Origin of the sequence: Isoptericola sp. NPDC056578, assembly GCF_042793275.1 — a bacterium.
Classification (GTDB): Bacteria; Actinomycetota; Actinomycetes; order Actinomycetales; family Cellulomonadaceae; genus Isoptericola.
In genome coordinates this window covers 90,836-106,360 of sequence record NZ_JBHTVC010000002.1, presented here as the reverse complement: position 1 = coordinate 106,360, position 15,525 = coordinate 90,836, and the positions used below count along the sequence as shown (strand labels likewise).

General features: G+C 75.6%; 14 protein-coding genes and 1 riboswitch. Of the genes, 12 read left to right on the top strand and 2 right to left on the bottom strand.

What is annotated here, in order from left to right; translation table 11 throughout:
- Nucleotides 1–11: 11 nt before the first annotated feature.
- The 12 genes from ACFQ80_RS01445 to ACFQ80_RS01390 all read left to right on the top strand — a co-directional run bounded on the left by ACFQ80_RS01445 (nucleotide 12) and on the right by ACFQ80_RS01390 (nucleotide 14,680).
- The gene (locus ACFQ80_RS01445; RefSeq protein WP_430562283.1) at nucleotides 12–1,649 is read left to right on the top strand and encodes an ABC transporter substrate-binding protein; all 1,638 of its coding nucleotides are present in this window, start codon (nucleotides 12–14) and stop codon (nucleotides 1,647–1,649) included.
- 4 nt (nucleotides 1,650–1,653) lie between these two features.
- Nucleotides 1,654–2,634 carry an ABC transporter permease gene (locus ACFQ80_RS01440; protein ID WP_430562282.1) on the top strand — a complete coding sequence of 327 codons (981 nt, stop codon included), beginning with the start codon at nucleotides 1,654–1,656 and terminating at the stop codon, nucleotides 2,632–2,634.
- Nucleotides 2,631–3,548, top strand: coding sequence for an ABC transporter permease (locus ACFQ80_RS01435; RefSeq protein WP_430562281.1), 918 nt, complete (start codon nucleotides 2,631–2,633; stop codon nucleotides 3,546–3,548). Before ACFQ80_RS01440 ends, ACFQ80_RS01435 begins: the two co-directional genes overlap by 4 nt.
- On the top strand, nucleotides 3,545–5,275 hold the full coding sequence (locus tag ACFQ80_RS01430; protein WP_430562280.1) for a dipeptide ABC transporter ATP-binding protein: 1,731 nt from the start codon (nucleotides 3,545–3,547) through the stop codon (nucleotides 5,273–5,275). Before ACFQ80_RS01435 ends, ACFQ80_RS01430 begins: the two co-directional genes overlap by 4 nt.
- Nucleotides 5,272–6,672, top strand: coding sequence for a M20/M25/M40 family metallo-hydrolase (locus ACFQ80_RS01425; protein WP_430562279.1), 1,401 nt, complete (start codon nucleotides 5,272–5,274; stop codon nucleotides 6,670–6,672). Before ACFQ80_RS01430 ends, ACFQ80_RS01425 begins: the two co-directional genes overlap by 4 nt.
- A gap of 107 nt (nucleotides 6,673–6,779) precedes the next feature.
- Nucleotides 6,780–7,247, top strand: a complete 468-nt coding sequence (locus ACFQ80_RS01420) for a GNAT family N-acetyltransferase (RefSeq protein ID WP_430551163.1) — start codon at nucleotides 6,780–6,782, stop codon at nucleotides 7,245–7,247.
- An 86-nt stretch (nucleotides 7,248–7,333) separates the two neighbouring features.
- Nucleotides 7,334–7,447: riboswitch (SAM riboswitch) on the top strand.
- Between the two features lie 14 nt (nucleotides 7,448–7,461).
- Entirely contained in the window at nucleotides 7,462–8,790 is a 1,329-nt protein-coding gene (locus ACFQ80_RS01415; RefSeq protein WP_430562278.1) for an O-acetylhomoserine aminocarboxypropyltransferase/cysteine synthase family protein, read from the top strand.
- The gene (locus tag ACFQ80_RS01410) at nucleotides 8,787–10,106 is read left to right on the top strand and encodes an LLM class flavin-dependent oxidoreductase (protein WP_430562277.1); all 1,320 of its coding nucleotides are present in this window, start codon (nucleotides 8,787–8,789) and stop codon (nucleotides 10,104–10,106) included. Before ACFQ80_RS01415 ends, ACFQ80_RS01410 begins: the two co-directional genes overlap by 4 nt.
- A gap of 190 nt (nucleotides 10,107–10,296) precedes the next feature.
- On the top strand, nucleotides 10,297–11,538 hold the full coding sequence (locus tag ACFQ80_RS01405) for an LLM class flavin-dependent oxidoreductase (RefSeq protein WP_430562276.1): 1,242 nt from the start codon (nucleotides 10,297–10,299) through the stop codon (nucleotides 11,536–11,538).
- Nucleotides 11,539–11,619: 81 nt separating this feature from the next.
- Nucleotides 11,620–13,011, top strand: coding sequence for an NtaA/DmoA family FMN-dependent monooxygenase (locus tag ACFQ80_RS01400; protein ID WP_430562275.1), 1,392 nt, complete (start codon nucleotides 11,620–11,622; stop codon nucleotides 13,009–13,011).
- Nucleotides 13,012–13,030: 19 nt separating this feature from the next.
- On the top strand, nucleotides 13,031–13,549 hold the full coding sequence (locus ACFQ80_RS01395) for a gamma carbonic anhydrase family protein (RefSeq protein WP_430551168.1): 519 nt from the start codon (nucleotides 13,031–13,033) through the stop codon (nucleotides 13,547–13,549).
- A 111-nt stretch (nucleotides 13,550–13,660) separates the two neighbouring features.
- Nucleotides 13,661–14,680: an aldo/keto reductase gene (locus tag ACFQ80_RS01390; protein ID WP_430562274.1), complete on the top strand. Its 1,020-nt coding sequence runs from the start codon at nucleotides 13,661–13,663 to the stop codon at nucleotides 14,678–14,680.
- Nucleotides 14,681–14,711: 31 nt separating this feature from the next.
- Here the strand turns inward: ACFQ80_RS01390 and ACFQ80_RS01385 are convergent, their stop codons facing one another.
- Both ACFQ80_RS01385 and ACFQ80_RS01380 read right to left on the bottom strand, forming a co-directional pair.
- Nucleotides 14,712–15,077, bottom strand: a complete 366-nt coding sequence (locus tag ACFQ80_RS01385; RefSeq protein ID WP_430562273.1) for a nuclear transport factor 2 family protein — start codon at nucleotides 15,075–15,077, stop codon at nucleotides 14,712–14,714.
- Nucleotides 15,078–15,127: 50 nt separating this feature from the next.
- Nucleotides 15,128–15,520, bottom strand: a complete 393-nt coding sequence (locus ACFQ80_RS01380) for a hypothetical protein (RefSeq protein ID WP_430562272.1) — start codon at nucleotides 15,518–15,520, stop codon at nucleotides 15,128–15,130.
- Nucleotides 15,521–15,525: the final 5 nt, after the last annotated feature.

The window sequence follows — 15,525 nt, the reverse complement described above, 5'->3', positions numbered from 1 at the left end:
AACGCCACGCGATGACCACCACCCCTCGCACCCACCGCCGCCGGACCCTCGGGCTGGCCGCGGCCGCCTCGGCCGCCGGCCTCCTGCTGGGCGCCTGCTCGAGCGGCGCCGACGCGACCGGTACCGGCGCGTCGGCCGACGCCGAGCCCGTCGCCGGCGGCGACCTGACGTTCGCCATCACGGTGGACTCGCACTGCATCGACCCGCAGCAGGTCGGCAACAACGACGCGATCGCGGCCGCCCGGCAGACCGTCGCCTCCCTGACCGCCCAGGACCCGGAGTCGGGCGAGATCCTGCCCTGGCTCGCCGAGAGCTGGGAGGTGAACGACGACGCCTCCAGCTACACGTTCCACCTGCGCGACGACGCCACCTTCGCCGACGGCACCCCGATCGACGCCGAGGCCGTCAAGACCAACTTCGACGCCATCGTCGACCTCGGCGCCGTGGCGTCGCTCGGGTCGCAGTACCTGGTCGGCTACGCGGGCACCACCGTGGTGGACGAGAACACCGTGACCGTCGACTTCGACGAGCCCAGCGCGCAGTTCCTCCAGGCCACGTCGACGTTCTCCCTCGGCCTGCTGTCGCCCGGCTCGGCGAAGCTGTCGGCCGAGGACCGCTGCGCCGGCAAGTACGTGGGCTCCGGGCCGTTCGCCGTGCAGACCTACACCCAGGACCAGGAGATCGTCCTGGAGAAGGTCAAGGACTACGCCTGGGGCTCGGAGGCGAACGCGCACACCGGCGAGGCCTACCTCGACACCGTGACCTTCAAGGTCATCCCCGAGGCCGGCGTGCGCACCGGCTCCCTGCAGTCCGGCCAGATCGACGCCACCGCCGCGCTGAACGCCGTCGACCTGCCGCAGTTCGACGGCAACGGGTTCTGGCTGCAGTACCGCGCCAACCCGGGCGTCGTGTTCAACCTCTTCCCGAACGAGTCCAGCCCGCTGGCCGCCGACGAGGCCGTGCGCACCGCGCTCGTCAAGGGGATCGACCGGCAGCAGATCGTGGACACCGTGCTGACGCCGCAGGACCAGCCGGCCACGGGTGTGCTCTCCCACTCGACGCCGCTGTTCGAGGGCGCCGACGACCTGCTCGCCTACGACCCCGAGGGCGCGAAGAAGATCCTCGACGACGCCGGCTGGGTCGAGGGCGCCGACGGCATCCGGGAGAAGGACGGGCAGAAGCTCACCACGACCGTGACGTTCTGGCAGGTGCCCGAGCCGCTCGAGCTCGTGCAGCAGCAGCTGCGCCAGATCGGCGTCGACCTGCAGCTCAAGCACGTGACCGTCGCCGAGAAGGAGGCGGCCAACGAGGCCGGCGACTTCGACTTCGACTACTACAACCTCACCCGCTCCGACGCCGACGTGCTGCGCACGATCTTCTCGGCGAACGCGCGCAACATCAACCAGCGCGACGCGGAGGAGGTCGACCAGCTCCTGGACGACTCCGCCGCGGCCACCGACCCCGAGGAGCGGAAGAAGCTCGTGGCCGAGGCGTCCAGGCTCCTCATCGAGCGCGGGCACGCCATCCCCGTCTACGAGCTGTCCACCACGATCGCCGCGAGCGACCGCGTCCAGGGCCTGACGTTCGAGGCGTCCTCGCGCCTGGACTTCTACGACGCCTGGGTCACCGACGGCGCGGGTGAGGAGTGACCGGATGACCCGCTACGTGCTGCGGCGCGCCGGGCAGGGGGTGTTCGTCCTCTGGGCGGCCTTCACCGTCGCGTTCTTCGTCCTCTACCTGCTGCCCAGCGACCCGGCCGCCCTGGTCGCGTCCGGTGGCGGCGAGGTGAGCCAGGTCGACCCGGCCCAGCTGGCCGCGCTGCGGGCCGAGTACGGGCTCGACCGCCCGGTCCTCGTGCAGTACGGCGCCGCCCTGCTCGCCGCGCTGACCGGCGACTTCGGCACCTCCTACGTGAGCGGCGCCCCCGCGACCACGCTCGTCGCACAGGCCCTGCCCGAGACGCTCAAGCTCACCGGCACGGCGCTGGTGGTCGCCGTCGTCGGGGGCACCGCGGTCGCCGTGGCCAGCGTCTTCCCGCGGGCCCGGTTCCTGCGCCAGGCGCTGTCCGCGCTGCCGCCGCTCGGGGTCGCGCTGCCCACGTTCTTCGTGGGCCTGGTGCTGCTGCAGTGGTTCTCGTTCCGGGTGCCGGTGTTCCCGGCGATCGGCAACGACGGCGCGATCAGCCTCGTGCTGCCCACGATCACGCTCGCCGTCCCGGCCGGGGCCCAGCTCGCCCAGATCCTGTCCCGCTCCCTGCGGGGCACGCTCGGCGAGCCCTACGTCGAGACGGCGTGGGCCAAGGGCGCGAGCCGCACCCGGGTGCACCTCGCGCACGCCCTGCGCAACGCCGCCATCCCGGCGTTCACCGTGCTCGGCGTCATGGTGGGCGGCCTGCTCGGGGGCGCCGTGGTCACCGAGACGGTGTTCTCCCGCGTCGGGCTCGGCCGGCTCACCGTGCAGTCGGTCAACCAGCAGGACGTGCCCGTGGTCCTGGCGATCGTCGTGCTCTCGGCGCTCGTCTTCGTCGTCGTCACCCTCGTGGTCGACCTCGTCTACCCCCTGCTCGACCCCAGGATCCAGGTGCGGGCCCCGCGCCGGGCCCGCACGAGGCGACCCACGGCGGTGACCGCATGACGCTCCAGACCCTCTCCCGGCCCGCGGCCCGGGCCGCCGCTCCCGTCCCGGCGCCCGCCGCCGGCGCGGCGCGCGACGGCCGACCCCGGCGCGCGGCCCGCGCCGTCCGCCACGTGCTGCGACGGCCGGGGCTGCTGGTCGCGGTGGCCGTGCTGCTGCTCGTCGCCGCCTGGGCGGTCGTGCCGCAGGCGTTCACCGCCCAGGACCCGCTGGGCGGCGTCCCCGCCGACCGGCTGCAGGCGCCGTCGGGCGCGCACTGGTTCGGCACCGACCACCTAGGGCGCGACGTGTACGCCCGGGTGGTGCACGGCGCGTCGCTCACGCTGCGCACGACGGCGCTCGCGGTGGTCGTCGGCCTCGTCCTCGGGTCCCTGCTGGGCCTGCTCGCGGGCTTCCTGCGCGGCTGGGTGGACGACGTGATCGGCCGGCTCGTCGACGTGCTCCTCGCGATCCCGAGCATCCTGCTCTCCCTGGCGATCATCACCGCGCTCGGCTTCGGGCCGGTCAAGGTGGCGATCGCGGTCGGCATCGGCTCGGTGGCGACCTTCGCCCGCGTCATGCGGGCCGAGGTGCTGCGCGTGTCGACCTCCGTGTACGTCGAGGCGGCCCGGGCGTCCGGGCTACGTTGGCCCGCCGTGCTCGGGCGCCACGTGCTGCCGAACTCCTCCGGCCCCGTGCTGGCGCTCGTCGCCCTCGACTTCGGCACCGCCGTGCTGGCCGTGTCCGCGCTGAGCTTCCTCGGCTACGGCACGCCGCCACCAGCGCCCGAGTGGGGCGCGCTCGTCTCCGGCGGGCGCGACTACCTCGCCACCGCGTGGTGGCTCACCACCCTGCCCGGGCTCGTCATCGTGGCCGTCGTGCTCGCCGCCAACCGTGTGTCGCGGGCCCTGGAGAAGTCGGGAGAGGACCAGTGACCGGAGCAGCACGCCCGCCGGCGGCGGAGGCGCCCGCGCCCCAGACCCCGGTGCTCGAGATCAGCGGCCTCGAGGTGGCCTACCGGGCCGCCGACGGCGGCACCCGCCCCGCCGTGCGGGGCGTGGACCTGCGGGTCGGGGCGGGAGAGGTGGTGGCCCTGGTCGGCGAGTCCGGCTCGGGCAAGAGCACGACGGCGCACGCCGCCCTGCACCTGCTTCCCCGCGGCGGCGAGGTCACGGCCGGCCGCATCCGGCTCGACGGCCGGGACCTCTCCGACCTCACGGCGAAGGAGTGGCAGGACGTGCGCGGCCGCCACGTGGGCCTGGTGCCGCAGGACCCGACCGTCTCCCTCAACCCGGTGGTCCGGGTGGGGGACCAGGTCGCCGAGGTGCTCGTCATCCACGGGTTGGCGCGCCGCGCGGACGCCAAGGTCCGCGCCGTCGAGCTGCTGCGCCAGGCCGGCGTGGACGACCCCGCGGCGCGGGCGCGCCAGTACCCGCACCAACTCTCGGGCGGCCTGCGTCAACGGGTGCTCATCGCGATCGCCATCGCGGCCGGGCCCCGCCTGATCGTCGCGGACGAGCCGACCAGCGCCCTCGACGTCACCGTGCAGCGCCGCATCCTGGACCACCTCGACTCGCTCGTGCGCGAGACGGGCACCGCGGTGCTGCTCATCACCCACGACCTGGGGGTGGCCGCCGACCGCGCCGACCGCATCGTGGTCCTCGAGCAGGGACTGGTGGTCGAGGAGGGCCCCGCCGCCCGCCTGCTGGCCGACCCGCAGCACCCGTACACGCGCGCGCTCCTGGCGGCCGCGCCGAGCCTGGCGAGCTCGCGCCTCGTCGTCGTCGGCGGCGACCGCGGCCCCGCCCCCGACGCCGAGCGGCGCGCGGAGCCGGCGCCGTCCTCCGCGGAGGGCACGGCGTCGCCGGTGCTCGCGCTCGACGGCGTCCGCAAGGAGTTCCCACTGCCGCGCGGGGCGGAGCGCCGCACCCTCGTCGCGGTCGACGACGTGAGCCTCGCGGTGGGGCGGGGCCGCACCTACGCCCTGGTCGGGGAGTCCGGCTCGGGCAAGAGCACGACGGCGCGCCTGGCGCTGCGTCTCGAGCAGCCCACGGCCGGGAGCGTCGTGTTCCGCGGCGAGGACATCACGGACGCGCGCGGACGGGAGCTGCGCGCGCTGCGACGGGGCTTCCAGGTGGTGTACCAGAGCCCGTACGCGTCGCTCGACCCCCGGTTCACGGTGGAGCAGATCGTGGCCGAGCCGCTGCGCGCCTACGGCGTGGGCGATCGCGCGGAGCGCGCCGACCGGGCGCGGGCCCTGATCGAGGACGTCGCGCTGCCGGCCGACGTGCTGCGGCGCGGCCCCCGGGAGCTGTCCGGCGGGCAGCGCCAGCGCGTCGCCATCGCGCGGGCGCTGGCCCTGCAGCCGGAGCTCGTCGTGCTGGACGAGCCCGTGTCCGCGCTCGACGTCTCGGTGCAGGCGCAGATCCTCGAGCTGCTGGTGCGGCTCCAGGCCGAGCACGGGCTCGCGTACCTGTTCATCTCGCACGACCTCGCGGTCGTGCGGCAGGTGGCCGACCAGGTCGGCGTGATGAGCCGCGGCCGGCTCGTGGAGCAGGGTGCGGCGGACCAGATCCTGCTGGACCCGCAGGAGGAGTACACGCGCGAGCTCGTCGCGGCCATCCCCGGCCGCCGGGCCGTGCAGAGGCTGGAGACGGTATGACGACCACGACGACCTCCACGACGACGTCCACGACGACGGCGGCGCCCACGAGCGGCGGGCGGCGGCTCACGACCGAGGAGGTGCTCGCGGGCCAGACGGTCGAGCTGCTGCGGGCGCTCATCCGCAACGCGTGCGTCAACGACGGCACGGTGGGCTCGGGCCAGGAGGTCCGCAACGCGGAGACCATCGCGGACTTCCTCGACGGCGCCGGGCTGGAGCTCGAGCGGGTGGAGCCGCAGCCCGGGCGCACGTCGCTGGTCACGCGCGTGCACGGCACCGACCCGACGGCGCCGAGCCTCGGCCTGGTCGGGCACACCGACGTCGTCCCCGTCGAGCCGGACGGCTGGAGCCGCGACCCGTTCGGGGCCGAGCTCGTCGACGGCTGGGTCTGGGGCCGGGGCGCGATCGACATGCTCGGGCTCACGGCGGCCTACGCCGTCGTGACGCGGGCGCTCGCGACCTCCGGCCGCCCGCCGCGCGGCGACCTGCTGCTCGCCGCCGTCGCGGACGAGGAGCACGGCAGCGTGTGGGGGGTCGACTGGCTCACCACCCATCGGTGGGACCTGGTGCGGGCCGACCACGTGCTCACCGAGTCCGGCGGCGTGCCCGTGGGGCCGCTCGGGGCGCGGACGCTGGCCGTGGGGGAGAAGGGCGGCGCCGGCCGGCTGCTGCGCGTGCACGGCCGGCCCGGGCACGGCTCCGGGCCGTGGGGCAGCAGGAACGCCATCGTCATCGCCGCGGAGGTGGTGCGGCGCATCGCCGCCGCCCGCGGCCCCGTCGTCGTCGGCGACCTCTGGCGCCGGTACGTGGACGCGCTGGCGCCGGAGCCCGACCTGCGCGCCGCCCTGCTCGACCCGGAGCGGCTCGACGACGCGCTCCCGCGGCTCGGCGCCCTCGGCGCGGTCGCGCACGCCACGACGCACACGACGCTCGCCCCGACCGTCATCGGCGCCGGGTCCAAGCCGAACGTCATCCCGGGCCTGGCCGAGATCACGCTCGACATCCGCGTCCTGCCGGGCACCCGGCCCGGCGACGTCGAGGCGCTGCTCACCGAGACCCTCGGGGACCTGGCGGAGCACGTCGAGATCGTGGGCGACCGGTTCGGCGAGCCCTCCCTGTCGCCCACGGACAACGACCTGTACCGCGTCATCGAGCGGACGGTGTCGGCCCGCACCGGGGGCGCCCCCGTGGTGCCGACCCTCGGCACGGGCGGCACCGACGGGCGGTTCTACCGGCGCCGCGGCGTCCCGGCCTACGGCTTCGGGCTGCTCAGCGCCGACTGGGACCCCGGCGCGTGGCGCGGGCTGTTCCACGGCAACGACGAGCGGGTCGACGTCGCCTCCCTCGAGCTCACCACCGCCGCGCTGCACGACGTCGTCACGACGTTCCTGCGCTGAGGGCGGGCATGGGAACGGCCACCGCCAGGGTCCCCGGCCCCGCGACTCCCGGGGACGGCCCGCCGGGACCGGCGCGATGGGTCGCCACCGGATGGGACGACCCCCGCGTGGCCGCCCTCCGGGACGCCATGGACGCGGACCTCGCGCCCCGCTACGCCGCCCTGCGCGCCGAGCGGGCCCGCCTGTTCGCGGCGCGCGCGCCCGGCGGCCTCCAGGTCGTGCCGACGGCCGAGGAGGTCCTCGTGACCTGGTTGGCCCTCGTCGGCGACGAGCCTGTCGCGACGGCGTCGCTGCGCCGGCTCGGCACGCCGGACGCGGCGACCGACGCGGTGACGTACGAGGTCAAGCGGCTCTTCGTGCGCCCCGCCCACCGGCGGCGCGGCCTGGCGGCCGCGGCGTTGACGGCGGTGGAGGGCTCGGCGCGGGAGCGGGGGATCGGCGAGCTGCGGCTGCAGACCGGTGTGCTGCAACCGGAGGCGGTCGCGCTCTACGAGCGCGAGGGGTGGCGGCGGATCCCGCCGTACCCGCCCTACCCGCCCGAGTCGAGCGTCTGCTTCGTCAGGTCGCTGCGGTAGCTGGGACAGCACGTGCGGGTCCGGCATACGAGACCGCGCCGGACCGGGGTTGACGGCCGCGCCCTCGTCGGCTTCCCTGCGCCCCAGGTGACGAGCGCCAGTGCCAAGGCCCGGCTGGCTGGCCGGCAACCCTTCGACGTGACGGGGTGCCCCGGGAGCGACCTGACCGCTGCGCGACCGCGCGGGGGTAAGCACGGTTCTCCTGGAGACGACGTTGACGACCCTGACCGAGACGCACCCCACCGACCCGACCCGGCCCCACGGGTTCACGACGACACAGGTCCACGCCGGGGGTTCCGAGGGCGACGGCCCCGGGAGCGCGAGCCCTCGAGCGACCCCGATCCATCTCACGGCGGGGTTCCGGTTCGCCGGCTACGAGGACGCCGAGGCGCACTTCGGCGCCGGCGAGGGATACGCGTACACGCGCCACGGCAACCCGACCACGGAGTCCGTCGAGCGCCGGATCGCCCGCCTGGAGGGCGGTGCCGAGGCGCTGTTCCTCGCCTCGGGCCAGGCGGCGATCACGACGACGCTCCTCGGCCTCGTCGGCGCGGGCCAGCGCGTGCTCGCCTCGCCCAGCCTCTACGAGGGCACGCGGGGGCTGTTCCTGGAGAACCTGCCCCGCCTCGGGATCGAGACCGACTTCGTCGCGGACCCGGCGGACGTCGGCGCGTGGGAGCGGGCGATCACCCCGGACACCCGGGTCGTGTTCCTGGAGTCGATCCCCAACGCGCGCGGCGACGTGCACGACCTCGCCGCGATCGCGCGGGTCGCGCACGCCCGCGGTCTCGCGTTCGTCGTCGACAACACGCTGGCCACCCCGTACCTGCTGCGCCCGATCGAGCACGGCGCCGACGTCGTGGTGCACTCCGCGAGCAAGTTCCTCGCCGGGCACGGGTCGGTGCTGGGCGGGGTGGTGGTCGACGCCGGGACGTTCGACGCCGAGGCGTCGGGCCGGCTGTACCCGCACCTGGTCGCCCCGTCGCGGCTGGGCGCGGCGAGCCTCGTCGAGCGGCACGGCGGCCGGGCCCGGATCGCCTACCTCCGCGAGAGCGTCGCGCCGCGGTTCGGGCCGACCCCGTCGCCGATCAACGCGTTCCTCGTGGGGCAGGGCGTCGAGACGCTCTCGTTGCGCGTGGCACGGCAGAGCACGAACGCGCTGGCCGTCGCGCGGTTCCTCGACGGGCGGCCGGAGGTCGACCACGTGGACTACCCGGGCCTCGGCGCGAGCCCGTCGGACGGGCTCGCGCGCCGCTACCTGCCCGACGGGCAGGGCGCCGTCCTGCAGGTGACGCTCCACGGCGGCGCGTCGGCGGCGCGCCGGTTCGTCGAGGGCCTGGGGGTCGTCACGCACATGACGCACGTGGGCGACGTGCGCTCCCTCGTGCTGCACCCGGCGAGCACCAGCCACGTGCTGCGCACCCCGGCCGAGCAGGCCGCGCAGGGCGTCCACCCGGGCACGCTGCGCCTGTCCGTCGGCATCGAGGACCTGCCCGACCTCCTGGACGACCTCGAGCGCGGCCTCAAGGCGGTGGCGGCATGACCCGGCTGCAGCACCTCGGCTGGTTCCTCGCGCGCGGCTTCGGCCCGCACGGCTGGGGCCACGACTCCCTCGGGTGGGGCTACGACTGGACCCGGCCGGACCTCTACCAGGAGTCCGCGCGGGCGCTGGACCAGGCCGGGCTCGACCTGCTGATCATCGAGGACGCGCCGTCCCTCGGCGGGCCCGAGACGCTCGACCTGCGGGTGCGCGCCGCGTTCGGCGGGCCCAAGCACGACCCGCTCCTGCTGGCCCCGTACCTGTTCGCCGCGACGCGGCACCTCGGCGTCGTGCCGACCGTGAACCCGGCCGCCGTCCTGCCGTACACCGCGGCGCGGCAGCTCGCCTCGCTCCAGCACCTGTCCGGCGGGCGGCTCGGGATCAACGTCGTGACGGACGTCGGCAGCGCGCGGCACTTCTCCGACGCGCCACCGCTGTCCCACGACGCCGCGTACGACCGGGCCGAGGAGTGGCTGGCGGGGGTGCGCGACCTGTGGCGCAGCTGGGACGACGGCGCGCTCGTCGCGGACCCGGTGACCGGCCGGTACGCCGACGGGTCGCGGCTGCGGCCGGTGCGGTACCGCGGCGAGCACTACGCGTTCGACGGGCCGCTGAACGCGATCCCGTTCCCGGACGGGGACGAGCCCGCGATCGTCTCGCCCGGCGGGTCGGCCCGGGGCCTCGGGTTCGCCGGGGCCAACAGCGACGTGCAGCTCGCGCTGGCCCCGCTGACCCAGGAGGGCGTGCGCGCCTACCGGGCGAAGGTGCACGCCGCGGCCCGCGACGCGGGGCGGGCGCCCGAGGACGTCAAGGTGCTCTTCGCGATCAAGCCCGTGCTGGTGTCCAGCCCCGAGGAGGCGGACCGGGTGGTCGCTGCCTCGGCGCGCCCTGACGAGGCGACCCTGCTCCGGGTCGCCGAGCAGCAGTCGAGCGACCTGGAGACGGACCTCACCGCCCTCGACCTGGACGCGCCGCTGCCGCCGGGGACGTTCGGCGAGCACGTGTCGCACGGGTCGGTGCGGCGGCTCGTGGGGGACCACGACGTCGCGACGACGCCGCTGCGCGCCCTGCTCACCGCGTTCGCGCGGGCCGGGCGGATCGCCGACCGCAGCGGGTGGGTCGGCACGGCCGACGAGCTCGCCGACCTGATCGAGGAGCTCGGCGAGTGGGGCAACGACGGCGTGCTGCTGTGGGGCGACCTGCACGCGGTCACCGTGCACCGCACGCTCGACGAGCTGGTGCCGATCCTGCGCCGCAGGGGGATCCTGCGCACCGAGCACGCCGAGGGTGGCCTGCGCGCCAACCTCCGCAGCTTCTGACCGTGGCGGCCGGGGCGTCCGCCGCCGGCCTGCCGGGCCGACCGTCTCACCTGAAGAGACGCTCGGCCGGAACCCTGGGGCGCCGCGCGCCGCGGACCTAGGTTCCCGCCACCGGGACCGGCCGTCATCGCCCCGGGGTCCCGGGCCCCGCGGCGGCACGGACATCGACGCAGACTTCGAGGAGCAGCACATGTCGAGCACCACCACCCCGAACAGCATCCCGTCGGCCGCGCGACCGGTCGTCGCCGTCGCCCTCGACGGCGCGGGCTGGCATCCGGCCGCGTGGCGGGAGCCGGAGGCCCGCCCCGAGGCCCTGACCGACCCGCACTACTGGGTGGACCTCGCCCGGCGTGCCGAGGCCGGTCTCGTCGACCTCGTGACCTTCGAGGACAGCTTCGGCCTGCCGACGGTGCCGTACGACGACCCGGACGGGGAGCGCGTCGACCGCGTGCGGGTGCGGCTCGACGCCGAGCTGGTCGCCGCGCGGGTCGCCCCCGCCACCCGGCACGTCGGCCTCGTCCCGGTGGTCACCACCACGCACACCGAGCCGTTCCACGTCTCCAAGGCGCTCGCCACGCTCGACCACACGAGCCGCGGGCGCGCGGGTTGGCAGGTGCGGGTGTCGGCGGGCGCCGCCGACGCGGCCCTGACCGGCCGTCGCGAGGTGCCCGAGGCCGCGTTCGAGGACTTCCTCGCGGTGCGCGGAGCCGAGCACGTGGCCGACCTGTTCGACGAGGCCGTCGCCGTCGTCGACACCGTGCGCGCGCTGTGGGACTCGTGGGAGGACGACGCCGAGATCCGCGACGCCGCGACGCGCCGGTTCATCGACCGTGACAAGGTGCACCGGGTCGACGCCGAGACGCCCTGGTTCTCGGTGCGCGGGCCGTCGATCACGCCGCGCCCGCCGCAGGGCCAGCCCGTCGTGACCCTGCTCGCGCACGCCGCGATCCCGTACGAGGCGGCCGCCCGGGCGGGCGACGTCGTGTTCGTCACGCCCGCGGACGACGCCGGCGCCCCGGCCGTGCTCGCCGACGTGCGCGCGGCCGAGGAGCGCGTCGGGCGCACCGGCGAGCCGCTGCGTGTGGTCGCGGACCTCGCCGTCGTGCTGGACACCCCGGGGGAGCGCGGCGCGGACCGCCTCGCGCGCCTGGACGACCGTGCCGGCGGGCCGTGGGTCACCGACGTGCGCGTCGTCGTGGGCAGCGCGGCCGGGGTCGCCGACGTCGTGGAGGCGTGGGTGCGGCTCGGGTACGACGGTGTCCGGCTGCGGCCCGCCGTCCTGCCCGACGACCTGGACGCGATCACCGCCGACCTGCTGCCCGAGCTGCGGCGCCGTGGGCTCGCGCGCACCTCCTACGACGCCGACGGCGCCACCCTGCGCGGGCTGCTGGGCCTGCCCGCCGACGTCTCGAACCGCTTCGCCGCCGTCTGAGACGGCCCTGGCAGCGCCGACCGTGGCATCGCCGACCGTGACACCGCCGACCGTGACACCGCCGACCGAGAGGACCCGACCATGAGCATCCCCGAGAACAAGCCCCGCAAACAGATCATCCTCGGCGCCTACCTGGGCGGCGTGAACCACCACACCCTGTGGCACCTGCCCGAGGCGGGCAGCCAGATCGACTTCTCGTCGTTCGAGCACACGGCGCGCACCGCCGAGCGGGGGCGCTTCGACTTCTTCTTCCTCGCCGAGGGGCTCGCCCTGCGCGAGCGCGACGGCGAGGTCTTCGACCAGGACGTCGTCGGGCGCCCCGACACGTTCACCGTGCTGGCCTCCCTCGCGGCCGTGACGGACCACCTGGGCCTCGCCGGCACGATCAACTCGACGTTCAACGAGCCGTACGAGCTGGCCCGCCAGCTGGCCTCACTGGACCACCTCTCGGGCGGGCGCGCGGCGTGGAACGTCGTGACGAGCTTCGACGCCTTCACGGGGGCCAACTTCCGGCGCGGCGGCTTCCTCGACCGCTCCGAGCGCTACGAGCGCGCGGCCGAGACCCTGGCCACGGTGCGCGAGCTGTGGGACTCCTGGGCCGACGACGACCTGGTGATCGACAAGGAGGCGGGCGTGTTCGCCCCGCGCGACGCGGGCGCGTTCCGGCACTCCGGTCCCCAGTTCGACGTGGCGGGGCGGTTCGGGGTCCCGCGGCCGCCGCAGGGCCACCCCGTGATCCTGCAGGCCGGGGTGTCCCCGCAGGGGCGGGACTTCGCCGCGGCCGGTTCCGACGCGATCTTCTCGCCGTACGGCAGGTTCGAGGAGGCGCGGGAGTACTACGTGGACGTCAAGGCGCGGGCGGCGCGGCTCGGGCGCAACCCCGACCACCTGAAGATCCTGCCCAGCGCGTCCTTCGTGCTGGGGGACACCGAGGCCGAGGCCCGCGAGAGGTCCCGGTGGGTGCGCGAGGAGCAGGTGCCGGGCCGGACGGCGCAGATCCTGCTGGAGCAGATCTGGAACCGCGACCTGTCGGGGTACGACCCCGAGGGCCCGCTGCCCGACGTCGAGCCCCTCGTGGACGCGCCCCCGTTCATCGCGGGGCGGGCGCTCATCCACGCCGACCGGCCCGCCACGGTCGCCCGCCTGCGGGCGCGGGCGCAGGCCGAGGGGCTCTCGCTGCGGCAGACGGCGATCGAGGAGTTCACGCGCGGCAGCTTCGTCGGCACGCCCGCGCAGGTCGCCGACGCCCTCGACGACTTCGTGCAGCGCGACGGGTCGGACGGGTTCGTGCTCGGCTCGCACCTGGTCCCCACCGGGCTCGACGAGTTCGTCGACCGCGTGGTCCCGCTGCTGCAGGAGCGGGGGTCGCTGCGCACCGAGTACTCGGGCTCGACCCTGCGGGACAACCTGGGGCTGCCCGCGCCCGTGCGCGCAGACTCCGCCCGGGCGGAGGTGACGGCCGCCGGCGTGTGACGACGGTAGGGTCCGGGTCATGGCGACGGTGCTCCCCTTCGACGGCCACACCCCCGAGATCGACCCCACGGCGTGGGTCGCCCCGACGGCGACGATCATCGGTCGCGTGCGCATCGGGCCGCGCGCCAGCGTGTTCTACGGCGCCGTGCTGCGCGGCGACATGGACGCCATCGTGCTCGGGGAGGGGTCGAACATCCAGGACAACTGCGTGGTGCACACGGACACCGGCGTGCCCGCGACCATCGGCGCCGGGGTGGGCGTGGGGCACGGCGCGATCATCCACGGCGCGACCGTGGGCGACGGCAGCCTGGTCGGCATGGGCGCCACGCTGCTGAACCACGCCGTCGTGGGCGAGGGCGCGTTCGTGGCCGCCGGGGCGCTGGTGCGCGAGGGGCAGGAGATCCCCGCCGGGCACCTCGCCGTGGGCGTCCCCGCCAAGGACCGCGGGCCGCTCGACGCCGAGGGCGCCGAGCGCGTGCGCCGCAACGCGATCGAGTACCAGGAGCTGGCCGAGCGGCACCGCCGCTCGATCGGCTGACACCGCCGGCTGACACCGGCGGCGACGCCCATCGGCGGGGCCGGGCGTCCAGCATCCGAGAGGCGCGCCGCCGGCCTTGCGGGGCCGCCGCGGGGGTGGTCGGCTGCGCGCATGACGACACCCTCCACGGGCACCCTGCCCACGCGCGCACTGCCGACCCGCACCCTGGGCTCCGGCGCCCACGCCCTCACCGTCTCGGCCGTCGGCTTCGGCGGCATGTCGGTGGCCGACTCCTACGGCCCGGCCGACGCCGCGGAGGCCGAGGCCGTGCTGCGCCGCACCCTCGAGCTCGGCGTCACGCTGATCGACACGGCGGACGTGTACGGCGCCGGTCGCAACGAGGAGCTCATCGGGCGGGTGCTCGGCCCGCAGCGCGAGCGGATCGTGCTGGCGTCGAAGTTCGGGCTCGGGAAGCATCCCGACGGTCGCCCCGTCGACGGGCGCCCGGAGTACGTGCGCGCCGCGATCGACCGGTCGCTCGCCCGGCTCGGCACGGACCACCTCGACCTGTACTACCTGCACCGGGTGGACCCGCAGGTGCCGGTGGAGGAGACCGTCGGCGCGCTCGCCGAGCTGGTCGCGGCGGGCAAGGTCCGCGCGATCGGCCTCTCCGAGGCGGGCGCGGACACGGTGCGCCGCGCGCACGCCGTGCACCCGGTCACCGCCGTGCAGAGCGAGTACTCGCTCTGGACGCGCGACCCCGAGGACGCCGTCCTGCCCGCGCTGCGCGAGCTCGGCATCGGGTTCGTGCCCTTCTCCCCGCTCGGGCGCGGCATCCTCACCGGCACGGTCGACCAGGTGACCGACCTGGCCGCCGACGACGTGCGCCGCAAGCACGCCCGCTACGCCGGGGAGGCCTTCGAGCACAACCGCGCCCTGGTGCGGGCGCTGGAGGACCTCGCCGCCGCCCGGGAGGTCACCACCGCACAGCTCGCCCTCGCGTGGCTGCTCGCGCAGGGCGAGGACATCGTGCCCATCCCCGGCACCAAGCGCCTGCGCTACCTGGAGCAGAACGTCGCCGCCGCGTCGCTCGACCTGGGGCCCGACGACCTGGCGGCGATCTCCGCCGCCATCCCGCGCGGCGCCGTGCAGGGCGTGCGGCACCCGCAGCCCGACCTGCTGGAGGCCTGAGCGCTGCACGCCCGAGCGGCCGCCGGGCCGGTCAGGCCGGCTCGGCGGCGGGCGCGAGCGTGGCAGCCAGCACCCGCCACCCCTCGTCGGCACGCACCCAGAGGCGCGTGTAGACCAACCGCGCGGACACGGCGGTGCCGCCCTGGATCGCGTCCACGGCGGCGACCAGCCGGGTCGTCCCGCTCGCGACGTCCTCCTGGACCTCGAGCGACTCCTCCTCCAGGCGGGTGATCTGCAGGAAGCCGGAGCGGTAGCTCTCGAGGTCGTCGTGCTTGGAGAAGACGGATCCGTCCGGGCCCGCCCCGACGCACCGAGGGTGCAGCAACGCCTCGAGCGCGTCGACGTCTCCGGCGCGCTGGGCGGCGTGCAGCGCGTGCTCTGCAGCAAGAAGGCTCATCGCCCGAGCCTACGCACCGCCGAGCCCGTACCGCGCCGGCATGCACACCCTCACGCGTCGGCAGACACGAGCCAGAACGGCGCGGTCTCGCAGCCGTTCGTCGTCACGCCGTCAGGCAACCGGTCGTGCGCCCCTCCCACCAGCTCGACGTCCTCGCCCAGAGGCGGGATCGGCGCCTCCGCAGGGAAGATCACGGTGTAGACCGTGTCCGAGGACTCGTCGTCGACGACGATGCACCCGTGGACCGCGGCGACCCGGCCTCGGAGGAGGGCCTGGTCACCTCCGGCGCCCGTCGGTTCGTAGCGGGCGACGACGACGTCGGGGTCGACGCTCGGCCCGGGTGCCGTCTGGCACCCCGCGAGCACGGCCACGCCGACCGTCAGCAAGGCCACGCTCGACATCCCGCGCCCGCGCATCCGCCGCCCCGCTCTCGTCGCCGTCATCAGGC